The sequence below is a fragment of the Marinobacterium sp. MBR-111 genome (assembly GCF_040547585.1).
GTDB lineage: Bacteria > Pseudomonadota > Gammaproteobacteria > Pseudomonadales > Balneatricaceae > Marinobacterium > Marinobacterium iners.
Genome location: NZ_JBEPQA010000027.1, coordinates 1 through 26621 on the forward strand (window position 1 = coordinate 1; position 26621 = coordinate 26621).

General features: G+C 58.5%; 24 protein-coding genes. 5 read left to right on the top strand and 19 right to left on the bottom strand.

The annotated features are described in order from the left end of the window. Positions 1-259: 259 nt before the first annotated feature. Positions 260-577: an antibiotic biosynthesis monooxygenase family protein gene (locus ABIE61_RS15540; protein ID WP_354411135.1), complete on the bottom strand. Its 318-nt coding sequence runs from the start codon at positions 575-577 to the stop codon at positions 260-262. A gap of 589 nt (positions 578-1166) precedes the next feature. Then, entirely contained in the window at positions 1167-3743 is a 2577-nt protein-coding gene (gene clpB, locus ABIE61_RS15545) for an ATP-dependent chaperone ClpB (protein ID WP_354411137.1), read from the bottom strand. Positions 3744-3968: 225 nt separating this feature from the next. Here clpB and ABIE61_RS15550 point away from each other — a divergent pair, with 225 nt between their 5' ends. After that, on the top strand, positions 3969-5882 hold the full coding sequence (locus tag ABIE61_RS15550; RefSeq protein WP_354411140.1) for a PhoX family protein: 1914 nt from the start codon (positions 3969-3971) through the stop codon (positions 5880-5882). Positions 5883-5920: 38 nt separating this feature from the next. Here the strand turns inward: ABIE61_RS15550 and ABIE61_RS15555 are convergent, their stop codons facing one another. Genes ABIE61_RS15555 through rluD form a run of 5 tightly spaced genes read right to left on the bottom strand, consistent with a single transcriptional unit; the run spans position 5921 to position 10026 of the window. Beyond that, a complete protein-coding gene (locus ABIE61_RS15555; RefSeq protein WP_354411142.1) occupies positions 5921-6130 on the bottom strand; it encodes a hypothetical protein in 210 nt (69 codons plus the stop codon). Then, the gene (gene feoB, locus ABIE61_RS15560; RefSeq protein WP_354411145.1) at positions 6127-8082 is read right to left on the bottom strand and encodes a ferrous iron transport protein B; all 1956 of its coding nucleotides are present in this window, start codon (positions 8080-8082) and stop codon (positions 6127-6129) included. Before feoB ends, ABIE61_RS15555 begins: the two co-directional genes overlap by 4 nt. Next, on the bottom strand, positions 8075-8305 hold the full coding sequence (locus ABIE61_RS15565) for a FeoA family protein (protein ID WP_354411148.1): 231 nt from the start codon (positions 8303-8305) through the stop codon (positions 8075-8077). The genes feoB and ABIE61_RS15565 overlap by 8 nt, the downstream gene beginning before the upstream one ends. Further along, positions 8306-9061: a peptidoglycan editing factor PgeF gene (pgeF, locus tag ABIE61_RS15570; RefSeq protein ID WP_354411151.1), complete on the bottom strand. Its 756-nt coding sequence runs from the start codon at positions 9059-9061 to the stop codon at positions 8306-8308. It abuts the gene before it with no gap. Then, the gene (gene rluD / locus ABIE61_RS15575; RefSeq protein WP_091826474.1) at positions 9058-10026 is read right to left on the bottom strand and encodes a 23S rRNA pseudouridine(1911/1915/1917) synthase RluD; all 969 of its coding nucleotides are present in this window, start codon (positions 10024-10026) and stop codon (positions 9058-9060) included. Before rluD ends, pgeF begins: the two co-directional genes overlap by 4 nt. Positions 10027-10162: 136 nt before the next feature. Here rluD and ABIE61_RS15580 point away from each other — a divergent pair, with 136 nt between their 5' ends. After that, complete coding sequence (locus tag ABIE61_RS15580; RefSeq protein WP_206838424.1) at positions 10163-11125, top strand: outer membrane protein assembly factor BamD; 963 nt, start codon at positions 10163-10165, stop codon at positions 11123-11125. 74 nt (positions 11126-11199) lie between these two features. Here ABIE61_RS15580 and ABIE61_RS15585 read toward each other — a convergent pair whose 3' ends face one another. The 8 genes from ABIE61_RS15585 to murJ form a co-directional block, all read right to left on the bottom strand. Then, the gene (locus tag ABIE61_RS15585) at positions 11200-12828 is read right to left on the bottom strand and encodes an NAD+ synthase (protein ID WP_354411155.1); all 1629 of its coding nucleotides are present in this window, start codon (positions 12826-12828) and stop codon (positions 11200-11202) included. Positions 12829-12845: 17 nt separating this feature from the next. Beyond that, the gene (thiO, locus tag ABIE61_RS15590) at positions 12846-13952 is read right to left on the bottom strand and encodes a glycine oxidase ThiO (protein ID WP_354411157.1); all 1107 of its coding nucleotides are present in this window, start codon (positions 13950-13952) and stop codon (positions 12846-12848) included. A 63-nt stretch (positions 13953-14015) separates the two neighbouring features. Beyond that, positions 14016-14555 carry a GspH/FimT family protein gene (locus ABIE61_RS15595; protein ID WP_354411160.1) on the bottom strand — a complete coding sequence of 180 codons (540 nt, stop codon included), beginning with the start codon at positions 14553-14555 and terminating at the stop codon, positions 14016-14018. Between the two features lie 88 nt (positions 14556-14643). Further along, entirely contained in the window at positions 14644-15078 is a 435-nt protein-coding gene (locus ABIE61_RS15600; protein ID WP_354411163.1) for an FKBP-type peptidyl-prolyl cis-trans isomerase, read from the bottom strand. After that, complete coding sequence (gene lspA / locus ABIE61_RS15605; RefSeq protein ID WP_091826465.1) at positions 15075-15587, bottom strand: signal peptidase II; 513 nt, start codon at positions 15585-15587, stop codon at positions 15075-15077. Before lspA ends, ABIE61_RS15600 begins: the two co-directional genes overlap by 4 nt. Continuing rightward, the gene (gene ileS, locus ABIE61_RS15610; RefSeq protein WP_354411166.1) at positions 15587-18403 is read right to left on the bottom strand and encodes an isoleucine--tRNA ligase; all 2817 of its coding nucleotides are present in this window, start codon (positions 18401-18403) and stop codon (positions 15587-15589) included. Before ileS ends, lspA begins: the two co-directional genes overlap by 1 nt. Positions 18404-18427: 24 nt before the next feature. After that, positions 18428-19366: a bifunctional riboflavin kinase/FAD synthetase gene (gene ribF / locus ABIE61_RS15615; protein ID WP_091826461.1), complete on the bottom strand. Its 939-nt coding sequence runs from the start codon at positions 19364-19366 to the stop codon at positions 18428-18430. Between the two features lie 81 nt (positions 19367-19447). Continuing rightward, positions 19448-20944 (bottom strand): murein biosynthesis integral membrane protein MurJ, encoded by a 1497-nt coding sequence (gene murJ / locus ABIE61_RS15620; protein WP_502915065.1) that lies wholly within the window; start codon positions 20942-20944, stop codon positions 19448-19450. 253 nt (positions 20945-21197) lie between these two features. On the opposite strand from murJ, the gene rpsT reads away from it, so the two are divergent. After that, positions 21198-21461 carry a 30S ribosomal protein S20 gene (rpsT, locus tag ABIE61_RS15625; protein WP_091826457.1) on the top strand — a complete coding sequence of 88 codons (264 nt, stop codon included), beginning with the start codon at positions 21198-21200 and terminating at the stop codon, positions 21459-21461. Positions 21462-21553: 92 nt separating this feature from the next. On the opposite strand, the gene proB is transcribed toward rpsT, so the two are convergent. The 4 genes from proB to rplU form a co-directional block, all read right to left on the bottom strand. After that, a complete protein-coding gene (gene proB / locus ABIE61_RS15630; RefSeq protein WP_354411171.1) occupies positions 21554-22678 on the bottom strand; it encodes a glutamate 5-kinase in 1125 nt (374 codons plus the stop codon). Between the two features lie 15 nt (positions 22679-22693). Beyond that, the gene (gene cgtA, locus ABIE61_RS15635; RefSeq protein ID WP_206841830.1) at positions 22694-23893 is read right to left on the bottom strand and encodes an Obg family GTPase CgtA; all 1200 of its coding nucleotides are present in this window, start codon (positions 23891-23893) and stop codon (positions 22694-22696) included. A 148-nt stretch (positions 23894-24041) separates the two neighbouring features. Beyond that, positions 24042-24299 (bottom strand): 50S ribosomal protein L27, encoded by a 258-nt coding sequence (rpmA, locus tag ABIE61_RS15640; RefSeq protein ID WP_091826454.1) that lies wholly within the window; start codon positions 24297-24299, stop codon positions 24042-24044. A gap of 24 nt (positions 24300-24323) precedes the next feature. Continuing rightward, the gene (rplU, locus tag ABIE61_RS15645) at positions 24324-24635 is read right to left on the bottom strand and encodes a 50S ribosomal protein L21 (RefSeq protein ID WP_091826453.1); all 312 of its coding nucleotides are present in this window, start codon (positions 24633-24635) and stop codon (positions 24324-24326) included. 267 nt (positions 24636-24902) lie between these two features. Between rplU and ispB the strand changes: the two genes are divergently transcribed. Both ispB and fabA read left to right on the top strand, forming a co-directional pair. Beyond that, positions 24903-25871 carry an octaprenyl diphosphate synthase gene (gene ispB, locus ABIE61_RS15650; RefSeq protein ID WP_091826451.1) on the top strand — a complete coding sequence of 323 codons (969 nt, stop codon included), beginning with the start codon at positions 24903-24905 and terminating at the stop codon, positions 25869-25871. Positions 25872-26044: 173 nt separating this feature from the next. Further along, complete coding sequence (fabA, locus tag ABIE61_RS15655; protein ID WP_206838369.1) at positions 26045-26560, top strand: 3-hydroxyacyl-[acyl-carrier-protein] dehydratase FabA; 516 nt, start codon at positions 26045-26047, stop codon at positions 26558-26560. Positions 26561-26621 lie beyond the last annotated feature (61 nt).

Below are 26621 nucleotides of genomic sequence, written 5' to 3' on the forward strand. Positions count from 1 at the left end.
GGCGGCAGAATCCGGATAAGATCGAGCGGTGTTAAAGAATGTGGTTATATTCAATGCGGTGGCACGGCAATAGCAGATGAATTCACTGATTCAGGTATCAACTACGTAGCTAAGCACAGTGGAAGCCAGAATTATGTAGATAAGCCAACCAAATAAACTTATTCCTGTTTTGATACTCACTACAAATCCTTTTGCTATATAACGCCCCAATAAGCCGCCGAAAGGAGCGCAGCGTATTGAGGTCGGATTAATTGGTTTGTTAAATGCCGTAGTCCCGTTCTACCTTCGATATACGAGTTTTGAATGATGAATACCATTTTTCATGACCAAGCCTTTGGGCTTCTTGGTGCTCTGCATTTGCCTTCCACTGCCTGATGGACTCAAGGTCAGCCCAATATGAAACGGTAATTCCAACATCCTCTCGTGCCGACTCCACGCCCAAAAACCCTGGTTGTTTTGAGGCCAGTTCAACCATTCGATCTGCCATTTGTCCGTAACCGCTATCACCTTCAGTACGGTGAGATGTAAAAATTACGGCGTAGTATGGCGGCTTCGGTGTGTTAGCGATGAGGGACATCTTTACTCCTTTAGGTATTTAACAGCCTATTTATGAGGTAAACCTCATAATAATTATTAACCCGGCGGCAGTTCCTGTCGGAAAGAGGCCAGTAGCCATGCTGCTTTCAGCGGCGCCTTGCAGGTCTAAATTGCCACCGGTTTAATATTAGCGGGTATACCTTTTAATTCCTTCACCCATCACATAACCAACTGATAGATAAGGATTTATTTTTCGTTGAATTGACAAAAAGGTATACCCGTTCGACAGAGGGCCACTCAGCAGTGAGCACCATCAACGGCAGCCGGGAAGGGATCAGAGGAAAAATATGGTGAGGTTTGGTCATACCTGATACTCCTTCATTACGTGCTGAACGCCGCCGTGCTGCGCTGATCTGCACGGTACTCCCTGTCATCCATTAACAACACTATAGCCAGCACAGTCTGAACTGACCACCCAACCAAAGTAAAAAATCTATCATCCTGGCTCTGCACCTCCTCTCCTGGGTAGCCGTGCATCGGTTCACTGCCAGCTTCAGTAGCCGAAAAGCAAAAAAGCCCACCGATCGCTCGGCAGGCTTTTTCTATCAACACGGTGTGACAACCAGAGATTACCTGAAGGTAAACTCCCCAGCCTCCACATCCACCGCGATCTCGCGACCGGGTTCGTATTCTCCGGCCAGCAGTCTCTGCGCCAGCGGGTTTTCGATCCACTGCTGGATCGCCCGCTTCAGCGGGCGGGCGCCGTAGATCGGCTCGAAGCCCACGTCCACCAGTTTGTCCATAGCGGTGCTGGTGAAGGTGATGCTCAGCTCGCGCTCGGCCAGGCGCCTGCGCAGGCGGTCCAGCTGGATCTCGGCGATGCCGGCCACCTGTTCCTTGCGCAGGCTGTGGAATACCACCACCTCGTCGATGCGGTTGATCACTTCGGGACGGAAGTGAGTACCCACAGACTCCATCACTGCCTGTTTCATCAGGTTGTAGTCGTCGTCATCGCTGTAGTTCTGGATCAGGTCAGACCCCAGGTTGGAGGTCATCACCACGATGGTGTTGCGGAAGTCCACGGTACGGCCCTGGCCATCGGTCAGGCGGCCGTCTTCCAGCACCTGCAGCAGGATGTTGAATACATCCGGGTGCGCCTTCTCCACTTCGTCCAGCAGCAGCACCGAGTAGGGCTTGCGGCGCACCGCTTCGGTCAGGTAGCCGCCCTCTTCGTAGCCGACATAGCCCGGAGGTGCACCGATCAGGCGTGCGACGGAGTGCTTCTCCATGAACTCGGACATGTCGATGCGGACCATGGCGTCTTCGGTATCGAACAGGAAGCTGGCCAGCGCTTTGCACAGTTCGGTCTTGCCCACCCCGGTCGGGCCGAGGAACAGGAAGGAGCCGTTGGGGCGGTTGGGGTCGGACAGACCGGCGCGGGAACGGCGCACGGCGTTGGACACGGCCACCACCGCTTCGCTCTGGCCCACCACGCGCTGGTGCAGGGCATCTTCCATGCGCAGCAGCTTTTCGCGCTCGCCTTCCAACATCTTGCTGACCGGGATGCCGGTCCAGCGGGCGACCACTTCGGCCACTTCCTCTTCAGTCACCTTGTTGCGCAGCAGCTTGTGCTCTTCCGCCTGTTGCTCGGTGCTGTCGGCGGCCTGCAGCTGTTTCTCCAGCTCGGGAATGCGGCCGTACTGCAGCTCGGACATCTTCGCCAGGTCACCGGCACGACGCGCCTGTTCCATTTCGACACGGGCCTGATCAAGCTGTTCCTTGATCTGCTGCGAACCCTGCAGGCTGGCTTTTTCGGCCTTCCACACCTCTTCGAAGTCGGAGTACTCTTTCTCCAGCTTGCCGATGTTGTGCTCCAGCTCTTGCAGACGCTTGCGCGAGGCTTCGTCTTTCTCTTTCTTCAGTGCTTCGCGTTCCATCTTCAGCTGGATCAGGCGACGGTCGAGACGATCCATCTCTTCCGGCTTGGAGTCCATCTCCATGCGGATGCGCGAGGCGGCTTCGTCGATCAGGTCGATCGCCTTGTCCGGCAGCTGGCGGTCAGTGATGTAACGCTGACTCAGCTTGGCGGAGGCGATGATCGCGGAGTCGGTGATATCGACGCCGTGGTGCACTTCGTAGCGCTCCTTGAGGCCTCGCAGAATGGCGATGGTGTCCTCTTCGGAGGGCTCATCGACAATCACCTTCTGGAAGCGACGTTCCAGCGCAGCGTCCTTTTCCACGTACTGACGATACTCGTCCAGCGTGGTGGCACCGACACAGTGCAGCTCGCCACGCGCCAGCGCGGGCTTGAGCATGTTGCCCGCATCCATGGCGCCTTCGCCCTTGCCGGCGCCGACCATGGTGTGCAGCTCGTCGATGAACAGGATGATCTGGCCTTCCTGTTTCGACAGTTCGTTCAGTACCGCTTTCAGGCGCTCTTCAAACTCGCCACGGAACTTGGCACCGGCAATCAGCGATCCCATATCCAGCGACAGCACTTTCTTGCGCTTGAGCCCTTCGGGCACTTCGCCGTTGACGATGCGCTGCGCCAGCCCTTCAACGATGGCGGTCTTGCCCACACCGGGCTCACCGATCAGCACCGGGTTGTTCTTGGTGCGGCGCTGCAGCACCTGAATAGTACGGCGAATCTCGTCATCACGACCGATCACCGGGTCCAGCTTGCCGGACTCGGCGCGCTCGGTCAGGTCGATGCAGTATTTGTCCAGCGCCTGACGGGTCTCTTCCGCGTTGGGATCGTTCACGCTGTCGCCTCCCCGCATGTTATTGATAGCGTTTTCCAGTGACTGGCGGTTCACGCCACAGTCTTTCAATACTTTGCCGGCATCGCCCTTGTCATCCAGCATCGCCAGCAGCACCAGCTCGCTGGCGATGTACTGATCGCCACGCTGCTGCGCCAGCTTGTCGGTCAGGTTGAACAGACGGGCCATGTTCTGGGACAGGCGGATCTCGCCATCGGGGCTGCTGACGACCGGCAGGCGGTCCAGTGCTTCGCCCACCTTGGCGGTCAGGGTCATCCGGTCGGCACCGGCCTGACGCAAAAGCGGCGCCACCGAGCCGTTCTGCTGCTGCAAAAAGGCAGCCAGCAGGTGGATCGGCTCCATCATGTTGTGGTCCTTGCCGATCGCCAGTGACTGGGCGTCGGACAGGGCTTCCTGAAGTCGTGAGGTAAATTTGTCGGGTCGCATGAGGTCTCCTGTGGATCTCTCGGTGCCGCTGGTCCGACATAGGGGGTCAGACGGTTCGGCTGTTTCTGTTACCCCTATAGATAGGGGCCAGCAGGGGCGGCTTCAAGATCTGACAGTAATTAAATTAGTTATTTCTTATACAGCAGTACACTTTTCTTAATTCTGTAATAGCACACTGCTACAACATGCACCTGCATCCCGGTAACCCAATACAGGACAGGTGACATGAATCAGATTGAGCATTTTGATCCCGAAGATCATCCGGAACTGGAACAGACCGATTTTGACCGCATGACGGCGAAAGGCATCAGCCGTCGCAACTTCCTGCGTGGTGGAGCCGCTGCCATGGGCCTGTTCCTGGCCGCCAACCCGCTGGCACAGGCAGTTGCAGCCGTGACCCGCCCGAAACCCAGCAAGCTGATGGGATTCAAGGCCGTACCGGCCAGCACCGCCGATACTTTTGTGGTGCCCGAAGGCTATGTAGCCAAGCCGCTGATTTCCTGGGGCGATCCCATCCTCAAGGGTGCGCCGGCGTTTGACGCATCCGGTTCCCAGAATGCAGCCGCGCAGGCCGGTCAGTTCGGTGACAATACCGACGGCATGAGCTTCTTCCCACTGGACGAAGACCGTGCATTGCTGGCAGTGAATAACGAGTACATCAACCCGGAATACCTGTTCGCCCATCAGGGCAAGCAGGACCTGACCGCCGATGAGGTGAAAAAATCCCAGGCGGCACATGGCGTGTCCATCTTCGAGATCCGCCGCAACGCCAAGGGCGAGTGGCAGGTGAACCGCAATTCCGACCATAACCGTCGTATCACCGCCTACACACCGATGGAGCTGACCGGCCCGGCCGCTGGCCATGCGCTGATGAAAACCGCCGCCGACCCTTCAGGCCGCAAGCCGCTGGGCACATTCAACAACTGCGCCAACGGCGAAACGCCCTGGGGCACCTACCTGACCTGCGAAGAGAATTTCCACAAGTACTTCGCCTCGGCTCAGGATGACGTTGCACTGCCGGCACGCGATACACGCTACGGCCTGAAAGCGGGCAACCGTGACTACCAGTGGTATCGCCATGATGAGCGATTCGATCTGGCCAAGCATGCGAACGAGCCGCACCGCTTCGGCTGGGTGGTCGAGATCGATCCGATGGACCCGACCGCTACACCGAAGAAGCGCACCGCTCTGGGCCGTTTCAAGCATGAGAATGCCGCTCTGACCATCGACCCGTCCGGTCATGTGGTGGTGTATTTGGGTGATGACGAGCGTGGCGAGCACCTGTACAAGTTCGTTTCCAAGGCCAAATACAACCCGAACAACCAGCAGGCCAACCGTGACCTGTTGGAAGAAGGCACCCTGTACGTGGCACGCTTCTCCGCCAATGACGGCGAGATCAAGGGCCAGGGCGAGTGGATCGAGCTGACTCACGGCAAGAATGGCCTTACCGCCGAGAACGGCTTTGCCGACCAGGCGGAAGTGCTGATCTTTGCCCGTGAAGCCGCCACGCAAGTAGGCGCCACCACCATGGATCGCCCGGAGTGGGTAGCTGTTCATCCGGACAACAAGGCAGTGTTCTGCACTCTGACCAACAACAAGAACCGCGGCAAGGAAGGCCAGCCGGTGGGTGGTCCGAACCCGCGAGCCAAGAACAACTACGGCCAGATCGTGCGCTGGTGGCCGCATCAGGGCAACCATGTGGACAGCCGCTTTGACTGGGACCTGTTCGCCATGGCCGGCAACCCAACCGTTGCCGAAGGCCTCTACGCCGGCAGCGACAACATCACTGCCGACAACATGTTCAACAGCCCGGATGGTCTTGGCTTTGATGCTGCCGGCCGCCTCTGGATTCAGACCGACGGCAAGTACAGCAACGAGGGCGAGTTTGCCGGCATGGGCAACAACCAGATGCTTTGTGCCGATCCGCAGACCGGCGAAATCCGCCGCTTTGCCACTGGCCCCATCGCCTGTGAGATCACCGGTCTGGCGTTCTCGCCGGATCAGCGCACGGTATTCATCGGTGTGCAGCACCCGGGTGAAGAGCTGGCCCCGTCGCACTTCCCGGGCGGCGGCAACAGCAAGCCGCGTTCCACCATTATGGTGGTACAGCGTGAAGATGGTGGTGTGATCGGCGCCTGAAACCCATAAGCGCTTTGATAAAAAGCCCGGCTGAGCAATCAGTCGGGCTTTTTGTTATTGGCAGCCGAGGGGCTGACATTCGTCTGGTTACGCTTGCCGCAACTACCACTGCAACCGGCACAAGTGGAGGTATCAGTGCTGCAGCAGCCGACCTTAAGGCTGGAGCGAATACGGTGCAGCAGCCAGATGCTGACCAGTAACACCAGGCCGACCAAAATGACCCAATCGAACACAGTCATCGTGCTCACAGCAACCACTGCCCTACATGAAAGGTTATCCAGGCACACACCCACGCCAGTGTCAGCCCAAGCAGCAGTGAAACAACAGCCCAGGCCCACCGCCCGGTTTCACGCCGAATTACTGCCAGTGTTGCCAGACAAGGCATGTAAAGAAGGGTGTAGACCATAAAGGCCAGCCCCGCGCTTGCCGGCAGTACCTGGCCTATCGCCTGCTGCAGCTGGGCGGTATTCTCGCTGTTGGCCTGATAGACAACCGCCAGCGATGCGACGATCACCTCTTTGGCAAGGAAACCGGACAGCAGTGCAACCGTTTCATGCCAGGTGAACCCCAAAGGAGCAAAGAGCGGCGTTAGGGCATGACCGAACTGTTCCAGCAACGGTTCACCACCACGCGGGAAGGTTTGCAGCAGCCAGATCAGAATGGAACCAATCAGAATCACGGTGCCCGCCTTGGTTATAAAGTCGCGGCAGCGATCCCAAAGATGCAGCAGCAGTGAGCGGCCACCAGGCATACGCCAGGGCGGCAATTCCATGATGAACGTTTCGTCATAATGCGCCGGCAGCACCCGTGCAAAGATCGCGGCACATGCCAACGCGATCAAGACCCCAAGCCCGTAGACCGCAAACAACACCGTGCCCGCGTTGTCCGGAAAAAACACCCCGGCAAGTAACAGCAGTACCGGCAACCGCGCCGAGCAGCTCATAAAGGGGTTGATCAGAATGGTGATCAGGCGGGCGCGGGGTTCTTCTATGGAGCGGGTCGCCATAATTGCCGGCACGTTACAGCCAAACCCCATCACCAGAGGCACCAGCGCCTTGCCATGCAAACCCACTCGACTGAGCAGCCGGTCGACAAGAAAGGTAGCACGGGCCATGTAGCCACTCTGCTCAAGCAACTCCATGAACAGGAACAGAAGCACTACATTGGGCAGGAATACCAGCACACCACCGACACCGGCCAATATCCCATCGACTATCACTTCCCGCAGCAGAGACTCAGGTATGTGTTGTGCCACCTGTGTCGTAATCCAGTCCACGCCCTGAGAGATCCAGTCTGCAGGCAGCGCCCCTGCGGTAAAGGTGGTTTCGAACATCAACCACAGCAGTGCAACCAGAACCGGTAGCCCCAGCCAACGGTTCAGCACAATACGATCCAGACGATCATCAGCCAAATTGCACTCTTCATGGCTCTGCCCCATGCGGTGCAGCAAGCCATGAACCCAGCCGTAGCGCCCTTCGGACACCAGTTCGCCAGCTCCGAGTGCGTGCTCGGCCTGGATGCTGTTCTGCCCCTCATCCAGCATGGCCTGCTGTTCATCGGTCAAGGCAAAATCCACGTCGCCAGCGGACTCCAGCCAGCGCACGCTCTGCCAACGCGGCAGCCCATGTGTTTCCAGACGATTCAACAGGGTATCAATATGAGGTTCGTATTCGATTGTAAGCGGGGGTACTGCAACCGGCTGCTGCAGCCGAGTCACGACCGCGTCCAACAGTTTGTCGCAATAGAGTTTGCGTCGGCCATCGCTGGGCAGCACCGGAACGCCCAATACCTCCGACATGGCGGCCAGGTCTGGTCGAGTGCCGTTGCGCTCAGCCTCGTCCAGCATGTTCAGCGCCAGCAGCAGCGGTACGTTCTGTTCCATCAACTGACTGGTTAACGCCAAGTGCCGACCCAGGTTGCCTGCATCCAGCACGTTGATCACCAGATCCGGCTGCTCTTGCGTCAGGTAGTCTCTTGCGACTCGCTCTTCACTGCGGTTCTGACTCAGGGAATAGATACCCGGCAGGTCGACGATTTTCAGCCGCACACCTCGGTGCTCACATTCCCCGATACGACCACTGACCGTCACCCCTGACAGGTTCCCGGTACGCTGACTGGCCCCAGTGAGCTGATTGAATAACGAGGTCTTACCGCAGTTGGGGTTGCCTATCAGGGCGAGCGTGTAGCAGCGATCAGTCATCTTGCAATTGTATCCAAATATGTTGCGCCTCAGCGTTGCGCAGACAGAATTTCTGATTGCCGATCCGGTATGCACGCGGGTCGCCCCAGAGAGACTTGGTACGCAGCTCTACTCGCTGGCCTCGCAGGATGCCCAATGCTGCCAGCCGCTGCCGCAAGGACTGCGGCCCATCCAGAGCCAGGATAAGCGCAACTTGCTGAGCTTTTAAATCAGTCAGGTTCATTCAGCTGTCCCTGCGGCCTCCGGCCGCTGCTTCTAGCCAGATAAGACTCGCCATGCGACCGGTTACGCCGTCGCGGCGATAGGAGAAAAACAGATCCTGCTGGGTGAAGGTGCAATACTCACCGCCACTGATCACGGTAACACCGGCCCGGTGCAGTCGCTGCCACGCCAACTGATAAAGATCCGCCAACCAGCGGTTGGGGTGCAGTGGCGAGGGGACGAATGCCTGTTCCGCCGCGGGCATCTGTTCACAGAAGGCGGCCCGTACCTCAGGCCCGACCTCAAAGGCCAGTGGCCCGATCGCCGGCCCCAGCCAGACCTGCACCCGCTCGGGTGTTTCAAAACAGTCCAGGGTGGCTTCCAGTACACCGTTCAACAGCCCGCGCCAACCGGCATGGGCAGCAGCAACTCGCTGGCCGGCCGGATCGGCAAACAGCACCGGCAGGCAATCTGCCGTCAGCACTGCACACGCCACGCCGGGAGTCGAACTCCAACAGGCATCGGCCTCGCGGACACGGCCATCGGCCTGAGCCTCGACCACTTCGATGCCGTGTACCTGCGACAGCCATTGAGGCTTGATGCTACCGAGCGCCTGCTGCAACTGCCAACGGTTGGTGGCCACGGCCTCCGGCTGATCACCCACATGGTCACCCAGATTCAGCGACGCCCATGGCGACTGGCTCACCCCGCCAATACGGGTGGTGACACATGCACCAATACCATCAGAGAGGGACCAGTCCGGCCGGATCAGTTTCATAGCTCGTAGTCGTATTCCTGTGCATCCCGTTTCAAAACGGTCAAAAGATGCTGCATGTCTTCGGGTAGATCGATTTCCCAGGACATCAGCTCGCCACTGGTCGGATGATACAGCTCCAGTTTTTTGGCATGCAGCGCCTGACGGTGGAACGCTTTCAAGGCACGCTGCATGGCACCACTGGCTCCTTTGGGCATGCGAAAGCGACCACCGTAAAGCGGATCACCCACCAGTGGGTAATTGATATGAGCCATGTGGACACGGATCTGGTGGGTGCGCCCGGTCTCCAGCTTGAGCCGGATGTGCGTGTGCGCACGAAACTTTTCAAGTACTCGATAGTGAGTGATCGCTTCCTTCCCAACCCCTACAACCGCCATCTTCTGGCGGTTTTTGGAGTGGCGTCCCATTGGCTCCTCGACGCAGCCCCCACCTGTCATGACACCATTTACAACCGCTTCATATTCCCGCCCCATGCTGCGCTCCTGCAGCTGGACCACGATATCGGTCTGGGCAGCAATTGTCTTGGCCACGACCATGAGGCCTGTGGTTTCCTTATCCAGCCGATGCACGATGCCGGCACGCGGTACCTGAGCAATATCCGGGCAGTGGTGCAGCAGGGCATTCATCAGTGTACCACTGGCATGACCGGCGCCGGGATGGACGACCAGCCCTGAAGGCTTGTTGATCACCATGATCGATTCATCTTCGTAGATGATGTCGAGGGGGATCACCTGTGCCTCGTGATGCTCGATGCGCTGCAGCTCGGTTTTGACCTCGATCCGTTCGCCACCATTAAGCTTGTCACGGGGCCGGAGCACCTTGCCGTCAACGGTTAGAGTTCCCTCCTTGATCCAGCCCTGCAGGCGGGAACGGGAATAATCCGGGAACAGCTGCGCGACCGCCTGATCCAGTCGCATTCCGAACATTTCGGTCGGTACCTGTGTTTCTAACTCTAACTGTTCTGACATCAATATGATTCTTAATCGGCGGATGTTTTGGCATGGGCTCCGGTTATGTTTAAATAGGCCGGATACTATCTGGCCAGTATAACCGAATCCGGCCAGTCACGCCGAATTCGGCTCCCAGCATCAGGAATGATCGATCATGCGACCCTTGAAAATCTTGGCTACTCTGGCGCTTTTCAGCCTGCTCTCCGCCTGCTCATGGTTTGGAGGCGACAAGGTAGCACCGGATGTACCGGAGCAGCAGCTCTATGACGAGGCACTCAGCGCTCTGGAAGCCGACAACTACGGCCTGGCGGTTGAAAAGCTGCAGCTGCTGGAAGCCCGCTATCCGTTTGGCCGTTACTCGGAGCAGGCTCAGCTGGAGTTGATCTACGCCTACTTCCGCAATTACGAACCGGAATCGGCCCGTGCCGCTGCCGACCGCTTCATTCGTCTGCACCCGAACCACGATAACATCGACTACGCCTACTACCTCAAGGGCCTGACCGCATTCGAGGAAGACCGTTCCTTCTTCGAAAAATATCTGCCAATCGATGTGAGCCAGCGCGATCCCGGTGCCGCACTTGAGTCTTTCGAGAGCTTCTCGACCCTGCTCAACCGCTACCCGCAGAGCGAGTATGCACCGGATGCGCAAAAGCGCATGCAGTACCTGAAAAACCGTCTGGCTACCCACGAGATCCATGTGGCCTCCTACTACATGCGCCGTCAGGCTTGGGTGGCCGCAGCCAACCGTGGTCGTTATGTGGTCGAGAACCTGCAGGAAACTCCAGCCGTTCCCGATGCGCTGGCGATCATGGCCGAGGCCTATACCGAGCTGAACATGCATGACTTGGCCAAAAATGCATTGGAAGTGCTGCAGCTGAACTACCCGGAGTATCAGATACGTCCGTTCAAGCAGGACAGTGCGACCCTGATGCAAGCCGCCAGTTTTGGTCTGCTCGGCGGTGCCGAGCCGGCTGAACCGGCCCGCCCCACTCCGGCCGCTGACCGCCTGCGGGCCGAAGCGCAGGATCGTGCAGACGCTGAAGAGCAAGCCAACAAGCGCTCGCTGTTCAGTCGCATGACCTTTGGTGTATTTGATGATGAGGATGCGGCCGAATAAGCCAAGGCTTCATCCTTACGCACATAAAAAGGCCGGCAAAATGCCGGCCTTTTTTGTTGCAGCGACAACCGGAATCAGATTCCGGCTTTCCAGCCTGACGTAATCGGATAACGCCGGTCGCGGCCAAAGCCGCGCTGGGTTACGCGTGGCCCGATCGGTGCCTGACGCCGCTTGTACTCGTTTATATCGACCAGACGCAGCACTCGGTTTACATCCTCTGCGGCAAAACCCTCGTCGATAATCGCCTGAGCGGAGTAATCACGCTCCACATACAGTTCAAGAATGCGGTCCAGTACATCGTAGTCCGGCAGGCTGTCCTGATCGGTCTGGTCAGGCGCCAGCTCGGCCGATGGCGGACGATCGATGACGCGCTGAGGTATCACCGGCGACAGCGTATTGCGATAGCGCGACAGCCGGTATACCAGCGTTTTGGGGATATCCTTGAGCACATCAAAGCCACCGGCCATATCGCCGTACAGGGTGGAATAGCCCACGGCCATTTCACTCTTGTTACCGGTGGTGAGCACCAGATAGCCTTTCTTGTTGGAGATCGCCATCAGCAGCACACCCCGACAGCGGGCCTGCAGATTCTCTTCGGTGGTATCCGGATTCAGCCCCTCGAACTGGGGAGCCAGCTGCTGCATGAAGCTGTCATACAGCGGCTCGATGGAGATCACATCGTACTGAATATCCAGCGCCCGCGCTTCGGCTTCGGCATCCTCAAGGCTCATGGAGGAGGTATAGCGGAACGGCATCATCACCGCTTCTACCCGGTCGGCACCCAGCGCATCCACCGCCACCGCCACCGTCAGGGCCGAATCGATGCCACCCGATAGCCCCAGCACCACGCCGCGAAAACCGTTCTTGTTGATGTAATCACGCACGCCTTGCACCAGTACCTGATAGACCAGTGCGTCACTGTCCGGCTCGGCCACGCCAGCCTGCTCCGGTTTCAGCACAGCCGTTGCCGGGTCGAAACTGCAGCTGTACAGCGCTTCTTCGCAATGTACCCCCTGAAACAGAATATCGCCCTGGGCCGAGGCCAGCATGGAGCCGCCATCGAACACCAGTTCATCCTGCCCGCCGGTCAGGTTCAGATACACCAGAGGGCAACCCAGTTGCTGCGCCCGCTGATGCAGCACATCGCGACGTTGTGCCGGTTTGCCGATATGGAAAGGGGATGCGTTGAGGCTCAGTACCAGCTCTGCACCCGCAGCCCTCAGCTGTTCAACCGGCCCGGTGTGCCAGATGTCTTCGCAGATGCTCAGGCCGATTTTGATGCCCTTGTGCTCAAACAGCCCGACTTCATCGCCCGCCGCAAAATAGCGCTTCTCGTCGAACACCTGAAAGTTGGGCAGGCACTGCTTGGCATACTCATGCAGCAGCTCACCGTCACGGATCACGCCGGCCATGTTGTAAAGCGCGCCCTCGCGATAGCGTGGGTAGCCCAGCACCAGCGTAACCCCCGATACGGCGGCAAGAATGCGCTGCAGCGCTTCCTGAACACGCAGCTCAAGGCTGGGGCGCAGCAGCAGGTCTTCAGGCGGATAACCGGTCAGGGCCAATTCGGGGAACAGCACGAGATCAGCGTTCAGTTCATCTCGTGCCTTGAGAGCCGTATCGATGATACGGCCCGTATTGCCGGGGATATCTCCCACCAGCAGATTCAGCTGGGCCATGACGACCCGGATCGGTGTGCTCATCTCTCTCCTGCGACTGCTCAGAGTGCCTGTAAACGTCCAGCAGGAGAGTATGCCTCAGGATTGATGACGGGTGAACGCTCAAGCAGCAGATCGGACAACAGGCGCGTGGACGCCGGCGCCAAAACCAGACCGTTGCGGTAGTGTCCGGTATTCAGGTGTAGCCCCTTCCAGCCGGGAACGGCACCGATAAAGGGAATACCGTCAGGAGAGCCTGGACGCAGGCCGGCCCAATGATGTTCGACTTCATATGCGGCCAGCTCGGGCACAATGCGGGTGGCGGTATCAAACAGGGAATGGCCAGCCTCTTCCGTGGTCTGCTTGTCAAAGCCCACATGCTCCAGTGTGCTGCCTACCAGTACGCGGCCATCATTGCGCGGAATAACGTAACGTCCTTCCAGCATCACCACACGATTGACCAGCCCAACAGGGGCTCTGAACACCATCATCTGCCCGCGCACCGGCTCGACTGGCAGCTTCAGCCCCAGTGATGCCAGCAATTCACCACTCCAGGCCCCACCGGCCAGAATCACCTCATCGGCTTGATGCTGGCCACGAGCCGTTTTCACGCCAGTCACTCGCTCACCGAAAGTGGTAAAGCCCACAATCTCGGTATCTTCATACAGGGTGATATTGGGGTGCTTCTGTACGCTTTCGCGCAAAGCGCGACCAAGGCGCGGGTTGCGGATGCTGGCGACTTCCGGCATCCAAATACCAGACTCGAAGCCTGCTGCCAGATTGGGTTCGGTTTCGTAGATGAATGGGGCCTCAACACGAGTCAGAGGGCGGTGATAACGCCGCGCCCAGTCCAATGCTCGTTGCTCCTGTTCCGAGTCCACATTGACCATCAGCATCCCTTTCTGACGCAGTTCAGGGTCGCAGCCGGTTTCTGAGTACAGGTCTTCAGCCAGATGCACATAGCTGCTCTGAGACCACAGCGCCAGCGCTGTCACTTCATCGCTGTAACGCCAGGGGTACAGCGGCGATACAATGCCGCCCCCCGCCCATGACGCTTCACGGGCACATTGGCCGCGTTCAATCAGTTTTACCTTGGCACCAGCCTGCGCAAGCAGGCGGGCAGTCATCAGGCCAATAACACCAGCACCAGCTATCAGAAAATCGGACATGGAACGACGCTCCCTTGTTACGTTTTGTGGTCAGGCCCCCTCCCGGTGGAGCCCATTTTCGCTTCAGGGGTTGATCACCTCAGTACGCACACGGCCCAGTAAAGAGACCACCACCCGGTGCTCAATGGCCGTGCCCTCTGCCTGCAGAGCAAATGTGCCATTGGAGCCACCCAGAGCTGTACCGTCCGGTTGATAGATAAGAGAATCACCCCGATTCCAGATTATGTTCACAGCTGTGTGAAAGTTTGCAACGTAAAACACTGTTTCCCCTGCGCCAACCCTGCGATCCTGATCCAGATCAACGAACAGCAGGGCCCCTTGCCACTGCCGCTGACCGGCGCGACCGGTTCCGGCACATTGAGCACCATCCAGTGTACGACAGGCTGTTACCCGGCGATTGCGTGTGAGCGCTTCCGAGCGGGCACTGGCCAGCAACGAGCGAATTTCGGTTTGAGTCGATGCGAGCCGGCTGGAAGCCAGCAGGGAGTGAAAGCCGCCAGGGCCAATTGCAATCAGAATACCCAGTATGGCAATGGCCAACAGGCATTCGATCAGCGTAAGCCCCCGCTGGGTGGCCGGGGCAATATGGGTATGATCATCCATGATCCTGTCTCTTGCTGTACTTACCTTGTGCAGGCCGTTCTCGTCCTGAGTCGGGCCTTTTACAGACTGAACAGTCTGGTGACGGGTGTCAAGCGGCCTCGACCACCTCCACCTGTACTTCAAAGATAAGCGTCTTGCCGGCCAGTGGATGGTTGAAGTCCACCGTGACCTTGTCATCGTTGAACTCGGTCACCATGCCCGGCAGTTCACCGCCCGGCTCCTGAAATGATACGACCAGGCCCGGCTCCAGCTCCATATCCTTGAACTGACTGCGTGGCAGTATCTGGATATTGGAGGGGTTGTGCATGCCGAAGCCGCGTTCGGGTGCGATGGTCAACTCGGTGTGCTCACCGGCCTTGAGGCCGAGCATCGCCTGCTCGAATCCTTCCGGGATATTGCCGTCGCCGAAGGTGAAGCTGGCGGGCTGAGCATCGAAGTTGCTGTCGATGATCTGTCCGTCCTGCAGTTTAATTGCAAAATGCAGACTGACCCGAGTACCGGGACCGATTGCAGCGTCTGTCATTTCTGTTCCTCAACAGTTGTGTCGTTACGGCTGAACAGCATATCGACCAGCAGCGCGATGGTGCCCAGCGTGATGGCCGTGTCAGCGATATTAAAGGCCGGGAAGTAATAGCCTTCCCAGTGCAGCGATATGAAATCCACCACATGACCATGCACTGTACGATCATAAAGGTTGCCCAGAGCACCGCCCAGCACTAGCGCCAGTCCCACGCCCAACAGGTAATGTGACCGGGGGGTACGGTACATCCAGTGCAGCAGGAAGGCACTCATGCCCATAGCGATGGCCACGAACAGCCAGCGCTGCCAGCCACCGGCACCGGCCAGAAAGCTGAACGCGGCACCCGTGTTATAGAGCAGCGTCAGATCAAATACCGGCAGCAGAGGCACTGGGTTGGCATAGGTCAGCAGGCTGTCAGCCAGATACTTGCTGCCCAGATCAAGCACGATCACCAGCAGGCTGAGCCAAAGCCAGTGCAACGCACTGGCTCCTGTCTTGAGAGTCTTGGTCATCAGGCAAAATGGCGAGTTTCGCCCTCACCTTCAACGTTGCTGACGCAGCGACCGCACAGCTCCTCATGGCCGGCATGGCTGCCCACATCTTCGCGGTGGTGCCAGCAACGACCACACTTGGCATGACCAGAAGCCGCCACAGCCACCTTGAGGCCGTTCACATCCGTGGCCCGGGCATCACCGGCTTCGCTAAGCGGCTTCAGCGTGGCCTCGGAAGTGATCAGGACAAAGCGCAGCTCATCGCCCAGACGCTCCAGATCGGCCCGCAGACTGTCATCCACATACAGGATCGCCTCTGCCGCCAGTGAAGCCTTCACCAGCTTTTCGTTACGGGCATCTTCCAGACACTTGTTGACGGCGTCTTTCACCGCCATCACTCGCTGCCAGAACTCGCGACCAAAGGCATCGTCCTCAGCCAGCTCGAACAGTTCTTCATACCAGGTGGTCAGCAGAATCGAGTCCTTGTGCTCGCCCGGCAGCGCTTCATAGATCTCTTCAGCCGTGAAGCTGAGGATCGGCGCGATCCAGCGCACCAGCGCCTGGGCGATATGGAACAGCGCGGTCTGACAGGAACGACGTGCCAGCGAGTCCGGCTGGGTGGTGTACTGACGGTCCTTGATAATATCAAGATAGAACCCGCCCAGTTCCTGCACGCAGAAGTGGTGCACCTGCTGGTACACATCGAGGAAACGATAGCTGTCGTAGGCCGCAATTACCTTCTGCTGCAGACGCGCCGTGGCGTCTACGGCCCAACGGTCGAGTGCCAGCATGTCAGCAGCATCCACACTGTGGGTGGCCGGGTCGAAACCGTTCAGGTTGGCCAGCAGGAAGCGAGCGGTGTTACGAATACGACGGTAGGAATCAGCTGTGCGCTGCAGAATCTGCTTGGACACGGCCATTTCACCGGAGTAATCGGTCGAGGCGACCCAGAGGCGCAGGATATCGGCACCGAGGGTATCGGTGACTTCCTGTGGCGCGATCACGTTACCGAGCGACTTGGACATTTTGTAGCCCTTTTCGTCGACGGTGAAACCGTGGGTCAGCACCTGCTTGTAGGGCGCGCAGCCGTTGATGGCGATGGAGGTTTTCAGCGATGACTGGAACCAGCCACGGTGCTGGTCAGAACCTTCCAGATACATGTCGGCCGGGAAGCTGAGGCCTTCGCGCTCGCGCAGGACCGCATGGTGGGTCACACCGGAGTCGAACCAGACATCCAGAGTATCGGTGACCTTGTCGTAGTCGGCCGCTTCATCGCCCAGCAGTTCGGTTGCGTCCAGCTCAAACCAGGCATCGATGCCGCCCTGTTCGATCTTCTGCGCGACCTGCTCGATCAGTTCAGCGGTGCGCGGGTGCAGCTCACCGGTCTGCTTGTGGGTAAAGACGGTGATCGGCACACCCCAGGTACGCTGGCGCGAAACACACCAGTCTGGGCTCTGCTCAACCATGGATTCAATGCGGTTCTGGCCCCACTCGGGGAACCACTGCACGCCCTTGATCGCATCCAGCGCCTGGCTCTTCAGCTGCTTCGCCTCCATGGAGACAAACCACTGCGGTGTGGCACGGTAGATCAGCGGCGTTTTGGTTCGCCAGCAGTGCGGGTAGCTGTGCTGGAAACGCTTCAGGTGCACCAGGGTACCCTCACGTTCCAGCGCCTCGCACACCGGACCATCGGCCTTGTAGACGTGAACACCGGCAAATTCGCCGGCCGCATCGGTATAGGTACCGTCGGCCTGCACCAGGTTCAGTGTGCCCAGACCGTAGGCCTGACCGACCACAAAGTCTTCCATGCCGTGATCAGGCGCCGTGTGAACGGCACCGGTACCGGCATCGGTGGTGACGTGATCACCGAGGATCACCGGCACCTGACGGTCATAGATCGGATGCTTGAGCTGCAGCAACTCCAGCGCTGCGCCGTTGCAGGTCGCCAGCACTTCAAACTTGTCCACACCCCAGCGCGCCATGATGTCGTCGACCATCTCGGCAGCCAGGACCATGCGATCCACACCCTGCTCGGTGTGCGCTTCCACCAGCGCATAATCCAGAGCACCGTTGATCGACACCGCCTGGTTGGCGGGAATGGTCCAGGGCGTGGTGGTCCAGATCACCACCGATACCGGCGCCTCACCGGCAGTGGCGCCGAACAGTGCCAGCACCTTGTTCTGATCGATGAAGGTAAAACGCACATCGATGGCGGTGGAGGTCTTGTCCTGATATTCCACTTCGGCTTCAGCCAGTGCGGACTGACCGACCACACTCCAGTAGACCGGCTTGTAGCCCTTCACCAGATGGCCGTTGTCGATGATCTTGCCCAGCGCGCGCACGATGTTGGCTTCGGTGTCGAAATTCATCGTCAGGTAGGGGTTGTCCCAGTCGCCCAGTACGCCCAGACGGATAAAATCCGCTTTCTGCCCGGCGACCTGCTCGGCGGCGTATTCGCGACACTTCTGACGGAATTCACGGTAGGGCACCTTATCACCGGCCTTGCCGATCAGGGTTTCGACCTTGTGCTCGATCGGCAGCCCATGACAATCCCACCCTGGCACGTAGGGGGCGTCAAAGCCGCTCAGAGTCCTGGACTTGATGATCATGTCCTTGATCACCTTGTTGACCGCATGACCGATATGAATATTACCGTTGGCGTAGGGAGGACCATCGTGGAGGATAAACGTCTTGCGTCCCTTGCCCTCTTCACGCAACTGACGATACAGGTCGATTTCATCCCAGCGCGCCAGACGAGCCGGTTCACGCTGCGGCAGGTTGCCGCGCATCGGGAATGCCGTTTCCGGCAGGTTGAGTGTCGCTTTGTAATCGGTCATAACAGGTCGCTTCCAGAGGTAAGGTCAGTCTCGGCCCGCCTGGGCAAACCAGGCGCGGACATGTTCAATATCGGCTTCTATCTGTGTCTTGAGCGCGTCCAGGCCATCAAAGGCCTGTTCGGGGCGAATGAAGTGCAGAAACTCCACCCGCATCAGGCTGCCATACAACTCGGCCCCTGTGTAGTCGAGCAGGTGCGCTTCCAGCACCGGCAGACGGCCATGTACGGTGGGACGCAACCCCACATTACAGACGGCAGGCAAACACTGGCCATCAAAATGAGCCCAGGCTGCAAACACCCCTCGCAGAGGACAGGGGTAGCGGTGCATGCGCACGTTCGCGGTTGGCACACCCAACTGCCGCCCCAGTTTCTGGCCATGCATCACTCGGCCGGTAACGGCGTAACGCCAACCCAGCAGTTGCTCGGCCAGCTCAAAATCATTCCGCATCAGCGCAGTGCGAACACGCGTGCTGCTGACACGCTCGCCCAGCAACGTGAAGGTGTGCGTGCCCTCAACCGTGAAACCGTGACGCTCGCCGGCTTCGCACAGCATGTGATAGTCGCCGCGGCGGTCACAACCAAAACGGAAGTCATCGCCCACCACGAAATGCTCTACCGCCAGCCCCTTCAGCAGCAGCTCATTGATGAACGCTTCCGCCGACATCTGTCGCAGGCGTGCATTGAAGCTGAGGCAGACCACCCGGTCTACACCCTCGGCCGCCAACAGACGTACCTTTTCATCAAAACGGGTCAGACGGGGCGGCACGCTGTCGCCGCCAAAGAATTCACGCGGCTGGGGTTCAAAAATGATAACGACACTCGGCAGCCCAAGCGCAGCCGCCTTTGCCTTGACCTGCGCCAGCACCTTGCGATGGCCCAGGTGAACACCATCGAAGTTGCCAATTGTTGCCACGCAGCCACGGTGGCGATCACGCAGATTGTGTAAGCCTCGTATCAGTTCCATGCAGTTGCCGAGCCAGCGCCAGAATTTCGGACTGCGAAGTATATCGTACTCTGAACCCGGCGAGTACCGCTCAGAAAGTGTTCAACCGCGCAGATGGCGTAACCTGAGACCGGTCACCAGCAGCATCAGGAGATACGCCCCCGCTCCGGCCAGCACCAACACTGTCATCCACTGCACTCGCAGCCATACACTTGCCTCAAGCCAGTTCCCGGCCAGCCAATTCATGATCAGCAACAGCACCGCCACCAGCGTGATGGAAGCACTGGCCAGCCGGAACAGCATCATGGCCCAGCCCGGTTGCCAGCGGAACACGCCTTCCTTGATCAGCCCATGCAGCAGCCAGCCCGCATTCATGAAGGCAGAAATGGATGTTGCCAGCGCCAGCCCCACATGGTCCAGCGGCCAGATCAGAATCAAGTTGAGTACCATATTGGCGGCCATCGCCTTGACGGCAATTTTGACCGGGGTACGGGTATTCTGACGGGCAAAATAGCCCGGTGCCAGCACCTTGATCAGCATGAACGCCAGCAGGCCAAAGGCATACGCGCGCAGACTCATGGCCGCCATCTGCACATCCCGATCGGTCATCTCACCGTAATGGAACAGGGTTGCGATCAGCGGTTCGGCCAGCACCGCCAGCGCCAGCGCAGCGGGCAGACCGATCAGCAGAATCATGCGGATCGCCCAGTCGAGGGTATGGGCAAAACGTTCCGGGCTTTTTTCGGCATGAATACGGGACAGACTGGGCAGAATCACGGTAGCGATAGCGATGCCGAACACACCCAGCGGCAGCTCCGACAGCCTGTCAGAGTAGTAAAGCCAGGACACACTGCCGGTCTGCAGGAAGGAGGCCAGCACTGTATCCAACAGCAGGTTGATCTGCGCCACCGAGACGCCGAACAATGCCGGCAGCATCAGCTTCAAAATTCGGCGCACACCCTCATCCTTGAAATCAGCCTTCGGAAGCGGCAACAACCGCAGCCGCGCCAGAAACGGCAACTGGAACAGCAGCTGTACACCGCCGGCCATCAGCACCCCCCAGGCCAGTGCCATGATGGGGGTTTCGAACCAGGGGCTGAGCCAAACCGCAGAGCCAATCAGACACAGATTCAGCAGCACCGGGGTAAAGGCCGGAATGGCGAAGCGCTCGTAGCTGTTCAGAATGGCACCGCAAAAAGCAGTCAGAGAGATCAGCAGCAGATAGGGAAAGGTGATTCTGAGCATGTTGGCGGCAAGCTCAAACTTTTCGCCACCGGCCATGTAAAAGCCCGGCGCAAAAACAGCAGCCAGCACAGGCGCTCCTATCACCGCAATTACCGTGACCAGCACCAGCACCGAACCCAGCGCCCCGGCAACGCGATCAACAAGCTGTTTGACCGCGGCAAGATCTCGCTGGCTGCGATACTCGGACAGCACCGGCACAAAGGCCTGGGAGAAAGCGCCCTCGGCAAACAGACGGCGGAGGAAGTTGGGTATCTTGAATGCGACAAAGAAGGCATCGGCACTGCCACTGGCACCAAAGTAATTGGCAATCACCACATCACGCACCAGGCCAAGCACTCGCGACATCATGGTCATGATGCCCACAACGCCACTGGAGCGCAGTAGCCCGACACCGCCCCGTTTCGCCTTGTCTGTCACACTGACCCCTTTATTGAAATGCAAAAAATGTGCGCCGATCATATCCCCCTTTGCCAGACAGACAAAGTGGATTCAAGACGACGCGCGTAAAGGTTGACATCGACCGGCCGGACATGAATAATGTCGCGTCTAATTTTCGGCACTCGCATCGTCGTAATCTGATCAACCCAATTATCAAAGGAGCCGGACCGTGGCTAATTCCGCAGGATCCAAAAAACGCGCTCGCCAGGCGGAGAAGCGTCGTCAACACAACGCTAGCCTGCGCTCCATGGCGCGCACGTACATGAAAAAAGTAATCGCTGCCATCGACGGCGGTGACAAGGCTGCTGCTGAAGCAGCGTTCAAGGTCGCTCAGCCGATCATGGACAGCTCTGTAACCAAAGGCATCTTCCACAAGAACAAGATCGCCCGCACCAAGAGCCGCCTGACCGCTCGCATCAAGGCAATGGCATAAGTCACTACCTTGTCAGCATAAAAAAACCGGCAATTGCCGGTTTTTTTGTGCCTGTCATTCAGCTGCTGTAATAACGCCGCGAGGTACCGACCTCAGGCCAGCACCAGGTTATCGCGGTGCACCAGCTCTTCCTCGCCCATGAAGCCCAGCAATGACTCGATTTCGCGACTGGGACGACCGATAATTCGACGCGCATCCTCTACGCCGTAATTTGCCAGCCCGCGTGCAACCACACGCCCCTGCTCATCCATCATCATCACCATCTCGCCACGCGAGAAATCACCGCTGACCGAGCGTACTCCAGCAGGCAGGAGACTCTTGCCCCGTTCCGCCAGCGCCATCACAGCACCAGCATCCAGCACCAGCGTACCGCGCGCCTGCAGGTGCCCGGCAATCCACTGCTTGCGTGCCGCCATGGGCTCTCGCTCAGGCAGCAGCAAAGTACCGATCAGCTCACCGCGGTGGAGCCGCAGCAGCACATCCGGCTCGCGCCCACTGGCAATCAGCGTCAGTGCACCAGAGCGCGCTGCCAGCTTGGCTGCACGCACCTTGGTCGCCATGCCACCGCGTCCAAGCCGACCACCATCTCCAGCCATGGCGACCAGTCGCTCATCCTCCGCCATCGCTTCACTGATCAGCTCGGCATCGGGATTGCTGCGCGGATCAGCGGTATACAGCCCCTGCTGATCAGTCAGCAGTACCAGCACATCCGCTTCGACCGCGTTGGCCACCAGCGCCCCCAGCGTATCGTTGTCACCGAAGCGAATCTCACTGGTGACAACGGTATCGTTTTCGTTGACCACTGCAACCACACCCAGCTCGATCAGGGTACGCAGCGTGGAGCGAGCATTGAGATAGCGCTTGCGATTGGACAAGTCATCGTGGGTCAGCAATATCTGAGCCGTGTGCATGCCGTGACGGCGGAAATTGGTCTCATAGGCCTGCACCAACCCCATCTGACCGACAGCCGCTGCCGCTTGAAGGCGGTAAATCTCGCGCGGACGCCCAGCCCAGCCCAGCCGGGTCATTCCCTCAGCCACTGAGCCAGAAGACACCAGCACCACCTCGACACCACTGCGCGTCAGCTCTACCAGCTGGCCCACCCAGTGCGCAATGGCGACCTGATCCAGCCCCTGACCATCATTGGTCAGCAGCGCACTGCCAATCTTGACCACCCAGCGCCCGCGCTGGGTCAGACCATTACGTCCCGCTGTCACCTTATACCTTCTCCGTCAGGGTACATACTCCACTTCGACATCGTAATCATCATCGTCGAAGTCATCATCATCGAGACCATCATCCGCCATGCGACGCGCCCGTTGCTCCATGCGCAGACGCTGCAGATTTTCACGCGCCTCTTCATCGATCAGTGCACGCGTATGCCGCTCTTGCTCGAGCAGTTCCGGATCTTCCGCTATAGCTGCCGCACGGGCATCCAGAAAATCCTGCAGGTCATGCACCAGCGGCGTCAGCCCCAGCTTGTTCAGCGCTGAAATTCGATAAACTGGACCTTCCCAGCCCAACGCGTCGATTACGGCCTGACAGGCTGCATCCTGCTCCTCTTCAGGCAACATATCCAGCTTGTTCAGCACCAGCCAGCGCGGCTGTTGCGCCAGCGTCTGGCTGAATTTTTCAAGTTCGTTCACGGCGGTCACCGCCGCCTGCGCGGGCGTAGTTTCATCCCAGGGCGCCATATCCACCAGATGCAGCAGCACCCGGTTGCGCGCCAGATGCTTGAGGAAGCGAATCCCCAGCCCCGCGCCTTCGGCCGCACCTTCGATGATGCCCGGAATATCGGCCACCACGAAGCTGCGATGCGCTTCGGTGCGCACCACGCCAAGGTTGGGCACCAGCGTTGTAAACGGGTAATCCGCCACTTTCGGCTTGGCTGCCGAGATGGAGCGAATAAGGGTGGACTTGCCCGCATTGGGCAGACCCAACAACCCTACATCGGCCAACACCTTCAGCTCCAGCCGCAGGTTGCGCAATTCGCCTTCACTGCCCTTGGTGGTCTGGCGTGGTGCGCGGTTGACACTGCTCTTGAAGCGCGTGTTACCCAAGCCATGAAAACCGCCCTGAGCAATCTTGTCCTGCTGACCGATACGGGTCAGATCCGCCAACACCTCTCCGGTATCGACATCCACTATTGTTGTACCCACAGGCACCTTCAGGATGAGATCTTCCCCCTTGGAGCCGGTGCAGTTGCGCCCGCTGCCGGATTCACCGTTCTGCGCCTTGAATCGGCGGGTAAAGCGATAATCGATCAGCGTATTGAGCGATTCATCCGCCTCAACCCAGATCGAGCCACCATCACCGCCATCTCCGCCATCAGGCCCGCCCTTTGGAATGAATTTCTCACGCCGGAAGCTCAGACAGCCGTTACCACCCTTGCCAGCTTCCACTGTGATGGTCGCTTCATCTACAAATTTCATCATTACCTCCAACTTTCATTCATCCCGGGATCAGAGGAGTACACCCTCTCAATCCGGGCGGGACAGCCGGACGCTTGCGCACGGCCGCCTGCAAACGAAAAAAGCCCCGCCTGGGCGGAGCTTTTCGATGCGAGTATCAGATCACTGCTCAGGCAGGAACGACGCTCACATATTTACGGTTGTTCGGACCCTTGACCTCGAACTTGACCACGCCGTTTGCAGTTGCAAACAGGGTGTGATCCTTGCCCAGACCAACGTTGGTGCCGGCGTGGAACTTGGTGCCACGCTGACGGATCAGAATGTTACCCGCGATAACGGCCTGACCACCGAAACGCTTTACGCCCAGACGCTTTGATTGTGAGTCGCGGCCGTTACGCGTTGAACCACCAGCCTTCTTATGAGCCATTATTCAATCTCCTAATTCGGTTGATCAGCCACTGATGCCTGTGATTTTAACTTCTGTAAACCACTGACGGTGACCCTGACGCTTCATGTGATGCTTGCGGCGACGGAACTTGATGATGGTGACCTTGTCACCACGGCCGTGAGCTACAACTTCTGCAGCCACTTTGGCACCTTCAACAACCGGAGCACCGACCTTAACGTCGTCGCCGTTACCGACCAGCAAAACGCGGTCGAACTCAACGCTGGAACCTGCTTCAGCAGTCAGTTTTTCCAGCTTCAGTGTCTGTCCTTCCTGCACACGGTACTGTTTACCGCCGCTTACGATTACTGCAAACATGCTTTTCTCCAAGTATTAACCTGCCCGGCTACTGGAAACGAAACCTACTTCTAATGGCCGAAGTCTGAAGACTTCTGGACACCCTATGGTAGGGAGCGATCGTGGACAGGTTTAAGGCGCGCAATTTTACCCGAGTCCCTCGCCACAGGCAAGCGCAATCCTTGCCAAATCCCCCGCCCCGACACCCGTCTCCCAGCCCGGCTTGACACCCTTCTCCCAGCCCCCTAGCATGCGGCGGGTGTTCAGTCCACATACAGAACCCCGCCCATGCAGCCACACCAGCTTAATCCGACCATAGAGCCGCAGTTCGATGCGGTAACCGATTATATTCTCAACCACCTTGGGTCGACTGTGCCTCTGGTCGAGAAAATCGGTCACTATATTGTCGCCGGCGGCGGCAAGCGACTGCGCCCGCTATTGGTACTACTCAGCGCCAACGCTTGCGGCTACAGGGGAGAGCAACATATCCCGCTGGCCGCCGTAATCGAATTCATCCATACCGCTACCCTGCTGCACGACGATGTTGTGGATAACTCAGAGCTGCGCCGTGGCAATGCAACCGCCAATGCCAAATGGGGCAATGCGCCCAGCGTACTGGTGGGTGATTTTCTCTATTCCCGCGCTTTCCAGATCATGGTCGAGATAAACCGCATGGAGATCATGCAGGTGATCTCCAATGCAACTACCGTAATCGCCGAAGGTGAAGTGTTACAGCTGCTGAATCAGCGCAACCCGGACACCTCCGAAGAGTCCTACATGCAGGTCATTCTCGGCAAAACGGCGATGCTGTTTGAGGCTGCTACCGAAGTTGGCGCCATTCTGGCCGATGCCAGCGCAGAAGAGCGAGAAGCACTGCGCCTGTACGGTCGCCACCTGGGTATCGCCTTCCAGCTGGTGGACGACCTGATGGACTATCTGTCCGACAGCGCCACCATGGGCAAGAATGTCGGTGATGACCTGGCCGAGGGCAAGGCCACCCTGCCACTGATCCACGCCATGCGAGTCGGCAGCGAGACTGAGCGCAAACTGATTCGTGGCGCCATTCGCGAAGGCGGCCTGGACGATCTGCAACCGGTACTGGATATCGTGCAGCGCACAGGGTCAATCGACTACACCCGCCAGCAGGCCGAAGCCGAAGTCAGTCGCGCCATTACCGCGCTGGAAGCACTGCCGGCCAGTTCTTTCCGTGAGACACTCACCACCCTGGCACAGATGGCAACCCGCCGCACCAGCTGATTCCAGAGCACGCTGCAGCTCGACCGCGGCGTGCAACTTGAGCCTTTGCAGCCGCTAAAATCCCCCATCTGATCCGATATCGATCAAATAAGGGCACACAGGCCGTGCCTGCAGGCAGTCAAATCGGTATAATCGGGCAAATTTTATGAAATGCCTTGGATATACGGTTTCCTATGACTAGACCCTCCTCCTTTGAACGTGAAGAGCTGCTCAAGTGCGGCCATGGCGAGATGTTCGGCCCAGGCAATGCCCAGCTGCCGGTCGGCAACATGCTGATGCTGGACCGCATCATCGACATCAACACCGATGGTGGTCAGTACGGCAAGGGTGAGATCATCGCCGAACTCGATATCCGCCCAGACCTTTGGTTCTTTGACTGCCACTTCCCGGGAGACCCTGTCATGCCGGGCTGTCTCGGTCTTGATGCCATGTGGCAGCTGGTAGGCTTTTTCCTCGGCTGGCGCGGCAATGAAGGACGCGGACGCGCCCTGGGCTCCGGTGAAGTCAAGTTCACCGGTCAGGTGCTTCCCACCGCCAGCAAGGTGACCTATCACATCGAACTCAAGCGTGTCATCGAGCGCAAGCTGGTTATGGGTATAGCCGATGGTTCACTGTCTGTTGACGGCCGTACCATCTATACTGCCACGGACCTGCGTGTCGGCCTGTTCAAGCAGACAGATAACTTCTGAGCCTGAACTTCGACCCGTTAACCTTGCCATATAATAAGACAGTATATTTCTGAACGATTGA